Origin of the sequence: Marinobacter sp. W-8 (assembly GCF_044342215.1) — a bacterium.
Classification (GTDB): Bacteria; Pseudomonadota; Gammaproteobacteria; order Pseudomonadales; family Oleiphilaceae; genus Marinobacter; species Marinobacter nauticus.
In genome coordinates, this window is record NZ_CP172297.1 from 3,773,284 (window position 1) to 3,786,798 (window position 13,515).

Genomic DNA, 13,515 nt, shown 5'->3' on the forward strand with positions numbered 1-13,515 from the left:
CGGCGCCCGAATTGCCGGGCCGGTATTGCTGGTCTAAAGTTAGGCGGTATCCGAGCAGCAAAGGCCTCGCGGGAGCACACCAGCATGGACAGCGACCTTCGTAACACACCCGGCACCCGATTCCGGCTCTGGCCGGGCCTCTGGATGCCCGGGGTTATCCTGGGTACCGGCATACTGGTGTCAGTGGTACTGGCCAACACCCTGGCGCGCACCATCGCTGATCTTGGTCTTGAGGCCTACCATGCCAGGCATCAGGCTCTGGTTGCGACGATCGCAGCCCGACTACAACAAACGCCGGGGCACCATCTGCCCGCATCGCTGACCTCAGCTTTGGCGACAGATCTGCCCGAGGGCCTGCAGCTTCGAATCGATACGCTCGCCAGACACACCAAACAGGCTGTGCTGGAGCTCGGCAACGTGGATGAGCCCCGGGATTCCGAGGCCCTGCGTACCGAGCTGACACTGCCCGGCAGGCACTGGATGGTCACCACCACGCCCAGCACAGGGTGGATAGACCGGGCCTCGAACCAGGCGCGCTGGCAGATTCTTACTGCAGGCGCCGGTATCTCGGTACTCGCAGCCTTACTGATGCTGGTCGCCTGCCGTCTACTGGCCATCCGCAATGCCAGAATCCGGCAGCAACAGGCACAACTCGATCGCGATCAACAACAGATTACCAATCTGCAGGTGGAGAAGTCTGTGCTCCGGCATGCGCTGAACGACAGCGAAGCAAGAAGCCGGGATCTGGTCCGGCTGGGCGGAGCGGTAATCGCCGAACTGGATCACCAGGGGCGCATCGGATTTGTGTCCGCCCAGATTGCCGACGTGCTCGGTCGCGCGCCCTCCGACCTGACCGATCAGCCGTTTGAACAACTGGTAGCCGAACAAGACCGCAGCCGGTTCCGGGAAAGCCTGGACAGCGCCCGCAGCGAGGAAGACCTGACCCGAACCGATCTGGCACTGATCGGAGCCGACGACTCCCTGCCAGTGCAAGTATGCCTGCGCCTGAAAACCATCAAGGATCCGGTCCACGGCATTACCGGCTTTCGACTCAGTGCTACCCCGGACTAGGATCAGAATAGACGGCCTGTGCGATCTACCAGAGACTCACAAGGGCTGAATCCGGTCCAGCAGACGCCCGCTCTCAACCAGTTCCAGAAACTCGTCACCCAAACGGTCACTCTCTGCAATCGCTCGACGCCAGGCTCGTTCGCGACCGGCATCATCGCCGGCGTATTTCTCGAAATCCTTGCGGTCCGGCAATTTGCGATCCGGCAGGGTTGCCAGGTAATCCGGTGACGGCGATACCAGCACGACATCCTGCAGTCGACTGGCATCGCCCCGACGCCAGGGCAAGGTTTTATCGAACCAGCCGGGAACCACACGATCCGTAAAATGCGGATGGAGGATAATGCCAGGCTGCTGGTAAGGCAGGTCAAGGTGATAATCGAGCAGTCCGCCATCCCGGTATACACCCTCTGGCGCGCCCGGAATATTGCGGACTCCAGACATCACCAGGGGAATGGAGGCGGACGCGAGCAAGGCCGGCAACAGGTTGTCCCGGCTCAGGGGCACTTCATGACTGGGAAAATCCACCAAGCTGGAGACCGGCGCGCGGCCCCGGGCATCGTGCACAAGGCCACGCTCCATAAAACGGCCCAGATACCGGCGGCTGACCATGTTGGCGCTGATGGCCCGCATCAACCCGAGGCTTAGCCGGCCGCGGGTATCGTGCTGCAACAGGCCAAGACTGCGCACTACTACAATGCTCAACCGGTACCAGGGATGGCTGAGCAGAAAGTCTTCCCGGCCCCCCAGCAGCTCCTCCAGAAACAGTATGCTTTTGCGGGAGATTTCCGCAGCGCTGACGCCTTTGGCAAATCGCTGACTGGTGTACAGCTCGGCCAGGCGGGCCAACTGGGCCTTGGGATCATCTGAAGAGGCAATGGCGGCAAACCGCCAGCTGCCGATGGAAGATCCGATCAGAGCCCTTTCCTGGGGAGCCTGCGGCAACCAGTCACCAAAAATGGCCTTGTCCAGGCCACTGATTCCCAGCGCCTTCGGGCCACCGGCTGCCCCCGGAATCACGTGGACATCTTCCGGCCCCAGCGGTTTCTGTTGCAAGCGCTGCAAAGCCCGGCGACCTGCTCGGATGGTCAGTGCCGGCTTCCGACTGTGAATGGCAGTCATTCCTTTCTCCCCTGAAATGTCCGGCGAGTGTATCCGACCGACCGGAGGTGGCCAACTGAACAGAATTCATGACGGCCATGTATATTCTGAATAACAGATGTCTCCAGAATAGTTTTTGCGAATACCGTCAATCCGTGGTTTTTGCTTTCGCTCGCGGGACTCCGTGCTAGACTTGAGCCATCGATTACAAACGGAAACATGCCGGTTATGAACAGCGGGAGTAGGCTGTGAATCTAATTGCCTCGCCAAATACCCTGGCAACCAACCCGACCCTGGCTGTTCTCGGGTTCAAGCGGCAACTGGTCTATCATCTGCACATCTGGGCGTTTATTGCGGTCGCTCCCCTGGTCATGGTGCAGTGGCAGCATGGCAACGTTCTGCTGTCATCCCTGCTGATTCTGTTCTGCGTGAACGCTGCCCTGGTGATCGCGTTCCTGCGTTTTCGCAGTACCTATTTTTTCAAGGGCCGGCTGTTCCCCATACTGGCCGTGGTATGCGCAGCCTATTCCACCCTCATCAATGGTCATGCCGGGCTCTACTGGGCCTATCCCGCCGCCATTGCCCTGTTTTTCCTGCTGCCCCTGCGTGAAGCCATTTTCTGCAATATCGTGTTTGTGTCGGTCATGGCGGTAGTGTCCTTCTTCAAATTTCCCGAAGCCGACTTCTGGCGTATCACTTTTTCCCTCGGTCTCAGCTGCCTTTTTGCCATGATCTTTGCCTGGCTGGTGGGGCGCCTGCAGGCCGAGCTTACCCGCCTGGCGACAACCGATCCACTGACCGGCTGCCTGAATCGCTCCCAACTGGCGGATATCCTGAACAGCCAGATTCAGATGCGGGAACGCTATGAACGGGTGTCCAGCCTGGTACTGATTGATCTGGATTATTTCAAGACCATCAATGACCGCTGGGGCCACCTGGCCGGTGACAAGGTGCTCAAGGAAATGGCGCTGCGGGTACGCAAGCGGTTGCGGGAAAGCGATCAGCTGTTCCGTATCGGCGGCGAAGAATTCATGGTCGTACTCCCGGAAACCAGGCAGAAAGACGCCGACACCCTGGCGCACCAGTTGCTGACCAGCATCAGCGCCCGGCCGTTTCTGGATGACATCCGGGTTACCGCGAGTGCCAGCGTGGCGGAAGTCACCCAGGGCGAGACCTGGTCAGTATGGCTCAACCGGGCAGACCAGGCTCTGTACGAAGCGAAATCCCGTGGCCGGAATCAGGTGGTGAACGCTCCCAGGCTCGCGAGCCAGGAGGACATCCTGGATCCGGCACCACTGGCAGACCCGGCCACCGGCGGCACCACACCGGCCTGAACTGGCTAGCGCGCCTTGCGAAACTCCCTGTAGGCGCTGTAGACATCCCAGGGTTGCTCAAAGTGGGGGTAATGCCCGACATTGCGCAACATCACCACATCGGCCTGAGGGATCAGCTCCCGATAACGCCGGACCATGGCGGCGCCGGACACCGGGTCGGCACCGCCGGAAATCAGTCGCATGGGCTGCTCCGCCTTTTGCAACGCTCCGACCCAGCGGTTGCGGTGACAACGACGCTCCTCCATGAACTGGATCAGGCGGTGCAACACGCCCCGGCCGTTGTTGTAGTTCAGCAAATGCCAGAAGTCGTCCATGTCCTGCCTGCCCGGCGGATTACGTGACCCGAACAGCCGGCGGAAGTTGCGTTCGAAGAGCGATCGGCTGAGCCCCCGGCCAATGAGGCTACCCAGGGGGCTGCGCAGAATCTTCTGTATAAACAGGGGATGGTGAACTTCCGGAAACAGACTACCGTTTAGCAGGCAGACACTGCTGATGGCAAACGACAGCTCGCCCTCCTGCTCCCGGGCCAGCAATTCCTGTACGACCGTGGTGCCGTAGTCATGTCCGAACAGGTGCACCCGCTCCAGACCCAGCCCCTCAATCCAGCCCTGAATCAGATCAGCCTGATCTTCGATGCTGTAGGAATAATGCAGCGGCTTGTCGGAAAAGCCGAAACCGAGCATGTCCAGAGTCAGCAGGTTATGCTCGCGCACCAGCATGGGCCAGATTCGGCTCCAGTCCCAGCTCGCGGTCGGGAAACCGTGCAGCAGAACGAGCGGCTCACCCTGCCCACCCATGCGGCTGAAGATGGCATGCCCCTCGTAACTGAACCATTTGCCAGCCTGTTGCCAGGCTTCCAGCGTAAATGTGTCCTGGCGACCAGATGCCGCCACTTCTGAACCCGGTATCACCTGTTCCATGTGCAATCCATGACCGTACCCGAAACTCCCCACACTTTAGTGCAAAGCTGCGGCCGGGGCCATATCGCCTTTGGCGGCCTGTGCGGTGGTCCTTTTCTACGCCACAGACGTAAACCATGGAGATACCCGGCGAATTGCCTTAAGCTTTGGCCTTTTTCAGACACCCCAAACCGGAATCGATTATGTCTCTACCCCTTGATGATCTGGCCGATCACTACCGCACCATTATCCAGGGCCTGGGCGAAGACCCGGATCGAGAAGGCCTCCAGAATACGCCCATGCGTGCAGCCAAGGCCATGCAGTTCCTCACTCGCGGCTACCAGCAGGACCTTGAAGAGCTGGTCAATAACGCCGTGTTTGAATCCGCCATGGACGAAATGGTGGTGATTCAGGACATCGAACTGTACAGCATGTGCGAACACCATATGCTGCCCTTCATTGGCAAGTGCCACATCGCCTATTTGCCCCAGGGCAAGGTGCTGGGCTTGTCCAAGTTTGCCCGCATCGTCGACATGTATGCTCGCCGGTTACAGATCCAGGAAAACCTCACCCGTCAGATCGCCGAAGCCATCGAGAGCGTTACCCAGGCCAAGGGCGTCGCGGTGGTCATTGAAGCCCAGCACATGTGCATGATGATGCGCGGCGTGGAGAAGCAGAACTCGCGTATGAAAACCTCCATGATGCTCGGGCAGTTCCGCAAATCCCAGGCAACCCGGACCGAATTCCTGAACCTGATTTCCAGTAACCGCTGATATCCGACTGACTCCAGGGAGTTGTTATGGCAAACGCCCAGAAACCACTGGCCCGTGTCCAGATCAAGAATCTTCTGCTGCGTGCCTATATCGGCATCAAGGAAGAAGAGATCAACAACCAGCAGGACGTGGTGATTAACGTTTGCCTGACCTACGATGCCTCGGAGGCTATCGAGCGCAATGAAATCTCTGCTGCGCTCAACTACCGCACCATTACCAAGCAGATTATCGCCCATGTAGACGGCCAGCGGTTCGCCTTGCTGGAGCGCCTGACCCACGAAGTATTGACCATCGTCATGGAACATGGCGCCGTGCGTTGGGCCGAGGTAGAAATCGACAAGCCCCATGCGCTACGTTATGCAGAATCGGTTTCCGTGACCCTGGAAGCCAGCCGCGACCAGGAGAATCTGCAATATGCCCAGCAACAGCCCTGAACAGATCCGGGACATTCTGGAATCGGTAAATACCATTGCCCTGGTGGGTGCCAGCGAAAAGACCAACCGGCCGTCCCATGAAGTGATGGAATATCTCCAACACCAGGGCTACCGGGTGATTCCGGTCAACCCCCGCCTGGCCGGCCAGCAGGTTCTGGGCGAAACTGTCTACGCGGATCTCGCCTCGCTGCCGGAGCCAGTGGATATGGTGGAATTGTTCCTGGCCCCCGAGCGTACCGATGCGGTGATCGACCAAGCCATTGAGCAGAAGGTTCCGGTGCTCTGGCTGCAGATCGGAGTGATCAATGAAACAGGCGCCCGGCGCGCCGAAACCGCCGGCCTGCAGGTGGTGATGGATCGCTGCCCCAAGCAGGAAATCCCTCGGCACGGCCTGCGCACCCCGGCCAATCGCTGAACGCCCTTTCCCGCCCCTGCCGATTGCCTGCATTGCGGTAGCTGGCCTGAGAACCGGCTACCGGAGCTGAGCTGGATCAAGAGCCAGATCACAGTTTCAGATCGTAACTGTTACCAATTGCGACAGTCTGACATACTCTCTGAACAATAATTCGAAGACTGGCAGGACCATGTGGTTCCGAAGTAAACCAGGCAAGTCCAGAGCCGCCGCTAAAGGCCGCGATGTTCAGAGCACTCCCAAGACGTCTACAGACGTTGTACTGGAACGGGTGCGTCTGCCCGTGGACCTGCTTCAGCCCGGCATGAAAGTGGTCAAGCTTGACCGGCCCTGGACCGAAGTGCCGGTCCTGTTCCAGGGCTTCACTCTGCAGACCGAGGCCGAAGCCCGGGTACTGCGCCAGTATTGCGCCTGGGTGGTGGTCGAAGATGAGGCTGAAAGGCTGGCCCCGGTTCTGGATCAGATTCCCAACCTGAAGCAACGCACCACCGAACCCCTGCAGGAAACCCGCACGCTCGAACAGGAACTGCCCCGGGCTGCTGACACCTGGAGCCGAACCCAGCAATTCGTGGAGAAGGTGATCCGGGACATCGAGCAGAACAACGATCTGGAGCTGACCTCTGCCCGACCACTGATCCGGTCCTGCGTGGACAGTGTCAAAGCCAACGCCAGTGCCATGTTCTGGATGGCACGGATCAAGCACCGGGACGCCTACACCGCCGAACACTGTTTACGCGTCGCCATTCTTACCGTGGCCTTTGCCCGTTTCCTGGGCCTGCCCGAGGATGACCTGGAAGTGGCCGGCATGTGCGGGCTCTTACACGATATCGGCAAGTTAAGGGTACCGGACGAGATCCTCAACAAACCCGGGCCATTATCCCCCCGGGAATATGAGGTGATGCGGAAACACACCACCCTGGGCCATGAACTCCTGAAACAGGATCCGAGCCTGGACCCGATCATCAGCGATGTGACCCTGCATCACCATGAACGTATCGACGGCCGGGGTTACCCACAACAATTGCCCGAGTGGCAGATCAGCCGGTTTGCCCGCCTGATTGCCATCGTCGACGCCTACGATGCCATGACCAGCGACCGGTGTTACCGCGACGGCATGTCACCGGCCGACGCCGTAAGGATTCTGTTCAAGAACCGGGGGCAGCAATTCGACGCCGATATGGTCGAAGCCTTTATCAAAATGATGGGTATCTATCCCCCGGGCAGCCTGGTCGAACTGAGCACAGGAGAAGTCGCGTTGGTAGTAAGTACGCACCCCGGACGCAAACTCAAACCGAGGGTTGAGATACTGCTGGATCCCTCGAAAAAGCCGGTCACGCCGCGAGTCGTGGATCTCGGTGAGCAGATGGGGCTTGAGCACACCACTCGGGAAATCGCCAGGGCTTTACCTGACGGCGCTTTCGGGATATCCCTTAGGGGTCGGATCGAACAGCTAATGGCAAAGAGCGTTGCAAATCATTCATAATCAGCGCGAGCCTGCCGTTAACCCAGGTATCCCGAACCCACTCACTCCGGAGCAAGATGTGGAGAAACCCGAGACATCCATCAGACTGGTCGTTCGTGCGCTGATGAGCCCGGTTTTCCCGGTTCTGATCTTCCTGGTGTTTCTGGGTATTGCCTCCGGGCTCCGGGTTGGCCTGATCCAACAGAATACCCACCAGATCCAGACCAATCTCAGCAATGAAGCCAGAGCGCTCGCCAACAACCTTGAGCGCGAATTCATGGTGCACCTCGATGCCATCGGGCGTATGGCCATGCGCATGCAGGCCAATCCATCCCAGACCGAGGCGCTCTGGCGTGAGGATGCACGCAATTATCTGAGAGACTTCGGGGTTTACCAGGCCATTGAATGGATTGACCGCAACTACATCATCCGCTGGCTGGAACCCCTGAGCGGCAACAACGATGTCATCGGTTTCAATGTCGCCTTCAATGAACAGCGGCGAGCGGCGCTATCGCGGGCTGCAGCCTCCGGACAGTACGATATTTCCGGCATCATTGACCTTCGACAGGGCGGAGAGGGTCTGGTGATCTATCATCCTGTCGGGCGGGGTGATGCCAATAACGGTTTCATGGCTGGCGTTTTCAGAATGAATACGCTGGCAGAGCAAATGTTGACCCAGCGGGTCCTTGAACAGTTCCAGGTCACCATCACCCAGAGTGACCAGACCAGTTATCTGCTGAACACCTCGTCCGACCTTGATAACTCGCTGAACCACACCGTACCGATCAACCTGCCTTCGCTGGACTGGTCACTGACACTCACACCTTCGAGACAATGGGTCGAAGGCCAGCGCAGCAGCTGGCCTACCATGACCTTTACCAGCCTGCTGCTGATGGGCCTGCTCACCAGCCTTACTACCCTGCTGGTGCAACTCATCCTGAAGCGCAACCAGGCTCTGCTCAAAACCCGTAAAGAGCTGGAACAGGAAATCGATCAGCGAGTAGCCATGCAGGTGGACCTGGAACGGCTGGAGTCGACCGACACCCTCACGGGTCTGGCCAATCGCCGCTTCTTCATGGAAGACCTCGCGCATACCATCAACATTGCCGATCGACAGCTGCGCCAGATCGCCCTGGTGATGCTGGATCTTGACCGCTTCCAGATGCTTAACGATTCCCTCGGGCATCAGTTCGGGGATGAGCTTCTGATCAAGGTGTCTGAGCGACTGAACGGGCTGAGCAATGAGCGGGTACTGGTCGCCTACTCCGGTGGTGACGAGTTTATGGTGTGTCAGCAGCAGGTCGATGACATTGACGATGTGATTCACCTGCTGGGCCAGATCAAGCAGTGTTTCGCCGCGCCGTTCGAGGTGCAGGGCGAGGCTCACAGTATTACCGCGACCATGGGTGTGGCGGTTTACCCCCAAAGTGGTCTGGACGCGGATACGCTGTTACGCAATGCCGATATTGCCCTGTACCGGGCCAAGGAGCAGGGCCGTAATACCTACCAGTTCTATACCGAGGGCATGCAGGACCGCGAAGTGCTGCGTCTTGAGCTGGACCGTGACCTGAGCCAGGCGCTTGCCAATGATGAATTCGTGCTCTACTTCCAGCCCCAGCTCAATCTCGACACCGGCGAGATCAACAGTGTCGAGGCGCTGATTCGCTGGCAACACCCAGTTCGCGGGCTCCTGCCTCCGGTGGAGTTTATTCCGCTGGCTGAGGAAAGCGGCCGGATTACCGAGATTGGCCGCTGGGTGGTACTGGCCGCCTGCCGTCAACTGGCGCGCTGGAAAGGCACGCCCTGTGAGCACCTGAGAGTCGCGGTGAATCTGTCCGGCCGCGAACTGGATGATGATTCCCTGATTGACCATATCCGTTCAACCCTGGCATCGGAGGCGGTGGATCCGTCCCGGCTGGAGGTGGAACTGACTGAGGAAATCTTTATCCAGAACATCGAGCACAACCTCAATCAGTTATCCCAGCTGCACCAGTTGGGTGTGCATCTGGCGATTGATGACTTCGGGGTTGGTTACTCGTCGCTGGGTTATCTGAGGGATTTCCCGGTCGACCTGTTGAAGATTGACCGGTCGTTCATTACCGATGTCACTGAGCGCCACGATGATGCAGTGATTACCCGGGCGGTGATCAATCTGGCCCACAACCTGGGCATTCAGGTAGTGGCTGAAGGCGTCGAGACGGAGGAGCAACTGAACTTCCTGAAAGCGCACCGATGCAATCTGGCCCAGGGCTACCTGATCAGCCGGCCGATTCCGGCGGCCGATCTTGAGCGCGCACTGGCCGAGGGTATTCTGATCCCGGGCCTGCCCGTGGATTCCGGTTTGTAATTACCGGGCCAGAACTCCACACTTCACTTTCAACGGTTTGTCACGAGAGCATTATGTCGGCCAGATATCTGACTTCGGAGCAGGATGCACAGCTTCGCCGCTGGGAGCGGTGGAACCGGAATTATTTTGTGTTTGCGTTTGTGGCGTTGATTGTGGTGCTGGTGTTCAGCAGTCAGTTGGGGCTGTCGTCCGGCGATGACTGGGGGTCGCTGGGGCTGTTGCTGGCGTTGCTGGTGGCGCCGATTGTGGTTCTGCAGTTGCGGCTGAGGTGCCCTGCCTGTGGCGTGAAAATTGGCTGGCAGGCGAAGCTGATGGCGCCGGATCAGTGCAAATCATGCGGTGTGTTTCTGCGTTCGAAAAACTCTTCTTCCTGAGTTTCTCTCCGAAAACCTTTGACCTGTGAGTTGGTCACAGGTTTTAGTCTTGTTCTGTGGATTTGGGAGAATGCCGTGTCGGTGTGGGTGGCGCTTCCGAAAACCGCTGCAAGTACTTCCATGTACGCTTGTCTCCGCCATCCATGGCTACGAACATTTTCGGAAGCGCCACCCACACCAACACTCCGAAACATCTGAACAAGCCTCCCATCCACCCACATGCTCGTTGGGGGATTCGACACCATGAAAGTCAAAGAAATCGCCACCGCCGCCGGGGTTAACCCGGATACCGTCCGGTTTTACACCCGGGAGGGATTGTTGCGCCCTACCCGGAATCCGGACAACAACTATCAGCAATACGATGCCGAAGATCTGCGTCGGTTGCGGTTTGCCCGCAAGGCACGACAGCTGGGGTTTTCTCTGCCGGAGATACGGCAGATTCTGGAGCAGGCGGACGATCATCATTCGCCCTGTCCGATGGTTCGGGATGTGTTCCAGCAGCGGCTGGCGGAGGTTGAGCGGGAAATTTCGGAGTTGCAGAAGTTGCGGGCGCGGATGGTGTCGGCCTTGTCCACCTGGCAGGAGATGCCCGATGGAACGCCGGATGGACATACGATTTGTCGGTTAATCGAACATTGGGATGATCCTTCGTCATCATCCTGCTGTGAGGAGTCTTGAGTGATGAGTGAAGCATCGGTTCTGAAAACAGCGCTGAGTATTTCCGGCGCCTCTTGTCAGGGTTGTGCGAAGAAGATTCGTCATGCTCTGGAACCGCTGACCGGGAGCACCGAGCGGGTGGAGGTGAATCTTGAAGAACAGACCGTGGCCCTTCCAGAGGACGTGGATAGCGCCGAGGCGGCACGGATTGTGACAGAGGCTGGCTACCCGGCGGAGCCTTTGGTTCATAGCGAACCCTCCGGCAGTTGCTGCGCATCCAAAAAAGGCAAGTCCGCCGCTGCTAAGGCGCCGGACCCGGATACACCGGCCGCCTCGACCGACGTCGAGCCACCGGATGCCGGCGACGGGCAGATCGCGCTGGCGGTCAGCGGGGCCACCTGTGCATCCTGTGTGAATACTATTGAGAAGGCGTTGATGTCGGTCCCCGGTGTCACTCACGCTCATATGAATCTGGCGGACAGCACCGCGACCGCCAGCGGTGATGCCGATCCGCAGGCGCTGGTGCAGGCGGTGGAGAGTGCGGGTTATGGTGCCCGGGTGATTGAAGACGCGGATGCCGCCGACGACCGCAAGCAGGAAGAGGACAAGAAGCAGTACAAGGTGCTGCTGGTGAAGATGGCCATCAGTCTGGGGCTGGGCCTTGGGTTGATGATCTGGGGCATGGGCTTCGGGTCGATGATGGTGACCGAGGCCAATCAGCTTACCTGGATCAATCTGGGCATTCTCACTCTGGGGGTGATGATTGCCACCGGCGGGCATTTCTACACCGGGGCCTGGAAGGCGTTCAAACATCATAACGCCAATATGGACACGCTGATTGCTCTGGGTACCGGCACCGCCTGGCTGTATTCGATCGTGGTAGCCAGTGCGCCGGAGGCGCTGCCAGAGATGGCGCGCCATGTGTATTTCGAGGCTTCGGCGATGATCATTGGCCTGATCAATCTGGGCCAGGCCCTGGAGTTGCGGGCCAAGGGCAAGACCTCGGAAGCGGTGCGCCGGCTGCTGGATTTGCGGGCGAAAACGGCCCGGGTGATCCGCGATGGCCAGGAACATGATATTCCCGTTGAAGAGGTTCAGAAAGGCGACCGCATCCGGGTGCGCCCGGGCGAGAAGCTGCCGGTGGACGGGGTGATTACCGAAGGCTCCACCCGCATTGATGAAAGCATGCTGACCGGTGAGCCCATGCCGGTGGGCAAGAGCGAAGGCGATGAGGTCTCGGCCGGTACTCTGAACACCCACGGCTCGATTATTTATGAAGCTACCCGGGTGGGCAGCGAGACCGCGCTGGCCCAGATCATCAGGCTGGTGAAGAAGGCCCAGGGCTCGAAACCCGCCATTGGCCGGCTGGCAGACAAGATTTCTTCGGTGTTCGTGCCCACGGTGATGCTGATTGCCGTGGTGTCGGCGCTGGTGTGGTACAACGTCGGGCCGGAGCCGGCGGTGGTGCACATGATGGTGGCCGCCACCACGGTACTGATCATTGCCTGCCCCTGCGCGTTGGGGCTGGCCACGCCCATGTCGGTGATGGTGGGTGTCGGCAAGGCAGCAGAGTACGGTGCGCTGATTCGCCAGGGCGATGCCTTGCAGACTGCCGGAAAAATCGATCTGGTGATTCTGGATAAAACCGGCACCATTACCGAGGGCCATCCCGCGGTAACCCGGGTGCACGCGACAAACGGCGATGAGACGCGCCTGCTGGCATTAGCCGCCGGGCTGGAGCAGCATTCCGAGCATCCGCTGGCAGAAGCCATTCTGGACAGGGCCCGCGAGAACGATATTGAGCCAGAACCGGTCTCCGGCTTCGAAGCGCTCAATGGCAAGGGCGTGCAAGGCACGCTGGGTGGCGAACCGGTACGGCTGGGCAACCGGCGCTGGCTGGAAGCCGAAGGGCTGTCTGTCGAGGCTCTGGATGATGCCGCCGCAACCATCACCCGGGAGGCCGGCACGCCGCTGTTCCTGGCGGTGGGCCAGCAAGTGCTGGGTGTCATCGGCGTGGCCGATGCGATCAAACCGGATTCCGAGGCTGCCATCCGGCGCCTGCACGACGCTGGCATCAAGGTGATGATGGTCACCGGCGATGTCGATGCCACCGCCAAGGCCATTGCGGCCAAGGCCGGCATCGATGACTACCGGGCCGAGGTGTTGCCGGAGGACAAAGCCGAAGTGGTCAGCGAAATGCGAGGTAAAGGCCACACGGTGGCCATGGTGGGGGATGGCATCAACGATGCCCCGGCGCTGGCGGCGGCGGACGTGGGCTTTGCCATCGGTACCGGCACCGACGTGGCCATTGAAAGTGCGTCCATCACCCTGATGCGAGGTTCCCTGCACGGGGTGCCGGACGCCATCGAGATCTCCCGGGCAACGGTGAAGAACATTCACCAGAACCTGTTCGGAGCCTTTATCTATAACTCCCTGGGTATTCCGGTGGCCGCCGGCCTGCTCTACCCTGTGTGGGGCATCCTGATGAGTCCGATCCTGGCCGGCGCCGCCATGTCGCTGTCTTCAGTGACGGTGGTTTCGAACGCCAACCGGCTACGGCTGTTCAAGACCAGCCATACCAAAGTATCAGCAGAGGAGCGGAACTGATGACAACATTTCTGGTCAATGCCGGTGGTCTCGCCCTGATGGCTGCC

The 13,515-nt window shown here is 59.4% G+C and carries 12 protein-coding genes; 10 read left to right on the forward strand and 2 right to left on the reverse strand.

Going from position 1 to position 13,515, the window contains the following annotated elements:
• Positions 1-84: 84 nt before the first annotated feature.
• Positions 85-1,071: a PAS domain-containing protein gene (locus tag ACF8YQ_RS17500; protein ID WP_396622145.1), complete on the forward strand. Its 987-nt coding sequence runs from the start codon at positions 85-87 to the stop codon at positions 1,069-1,071.
• Between the two features lie 36 nt (positions 1,072-1,107).
• Here ACF8YQ_RS17500 and ACF8YQ_RS17505 read toward each other — a convergent pair whose 3' ends face one another.
• On the reverse strand, positions 1,108-2,190 hold the full coding sequence (locus tag ACF8YQ_RS17505; protein ID WP_396622146.1) for a patatin-like phospholipase family protein: 1,083 nt from the start codon (positions 2,188-2,190) through the stop codon (positions 1,108-1,110).
• A 227-nt stretch (positions 2,191-2,417) separates the two neighbouring features.
• On the opposite strand from ACF8YQ_RS17505, the gene ACF8YQ_RS17510 reads away from it, so the two are divergent.
• Entirely contained in the window at positions 2,418-3,503 is a 1,086-nt protein-coding gene (locus ACF8YQ_RS17510; RefSeq protein WP_153739626.1) for a GGDEF domain-containing protein, read from the forward strand.
• Positions 3,504-3,508: 5 nt separating this feature from the next.
• Here the strand turns inward: ACF8YQ_RS17510 and ACF8YQ_RS17515 are convergent, their stop codons facing one another.
• Positions 3,509-4,423 (reverse strand): alpha/beta fold hydrolase, encoded by a 915-nt coding sequence (locus tag ACF8YQ_RS17515; protein ID WP_396622147.1) that lies wholly within the window; start codon positions 4,421-4,423, stop codon positions 3,509-3,511.
• 182 nt (positions 4,424-4,605) lie between these two features.
• On the opposite strand from ACF8YQ_RS17515, the gene folE reads away from it, so the two are divergent.
• From folE to ACF8YQ_RS17555, 8 genes are all read left to right on the forward strand, one after another.
• The gene (gene folE / locus ACF8YQ_RS17520) at positions 4,606-5,175 is read left to right on the forward strand and encodes a GTP cyclohydrolase I FolE (RefSeq protein WP_011787185.1); all 570 of its coding nucleotides are present in this window, start codon (positions 4,606-4,608) and stop codon (positions 5,173-5,175) included.
• Between the two features lie 26 nt (positions 5,176-5,201).
• The gene (gene folX / locus ACF8YQ_RS17525) at positions 5,202-5,609 is read left to right on the forward strand and encodes a dihydroneopterin triphosphate 2'-epimerase (protein ID WP_011787186.1); all 408 of its coding nucleotides are present in this window, start codon (positions 5,202-5,204) and stop codon (positions 5,607-5,609) included.
• The gene (locus tag ACF8YQ_RS17530) at positions 5,590-6,024 is read left to right on the forward strand and encodes a CoA-binding protein (RefSeq protein ID WP_011787187.1); all 435 of its coding nucleotides are present in this window, start codon (positions 5,590-5,592) and stop codon (positions 6,022-6,024) included. Before folX ends, ACF8YQ_RS17530 begins: the two co-directional genes overlap by 20 nt.
• Before the next feature lie 169 nt (positions 6,025-6,193).
• Positions 6,194-7,504, forward strand: a complete 1,311-nt coding sequence (locus tag ACF8YQ_RS17535) for an HD-GYP domain-containing protein (protein WP_396622148.1) — start codon at positions 6,194-6,196, stop codon at positions 7,502-7,504.
• 58 nt (positions 7,505-7,562) lie between these two features.
• Positions 7,563-9,830, forward strand: coding sequence for a putative bifunctional diguanylate cyclase/phosphodiesterase (locus tag ACF8YQ_RS17540; RefSeq protein WP_396622149.1), 2,268 nt, complete (start codon positions 7,563-7,565; stop codon positions 9,828-9,830).
• A 53-nt stretch (positions 9,831-9,883) separates the two neighbouring features.
• Positions 9,884-10,204 (forward strand): hypothetical protein, encoded by a 321-nt coding sequence (locus tag ACF8YQ_RS17545; protein WP_396622150.1) that lies wholly within the window; start codon positions 9,884-9,886, stop codon positions 10,202-10,204.
• A 243-nt stretch (positions 10,205-10,447) separates the two neighbouring features.
• Entirely contained in the window at positions 10,448-10,882 is a 435-nt protein-coding gene (locus ACF8YQ_RS17550) for a MerR family transcriptional regulator (protein ID WP_011787191.1), read from the forward strand.
• A 3-nt stretch (positions 10,883-10,885) separates the two neighbouring features.
• Entirely contained in the window at positions 10,886-13,468 is a 2,583-nt protein-coding gene (locus tag ACF8YQ_RS17555; RefSeq protein ID WP_396622151.1) for a heavy metal translocating P-type ATPase, read from the forward strand.
• Positions 13,469-13,515: the final 47 nt, after the last annotated feature.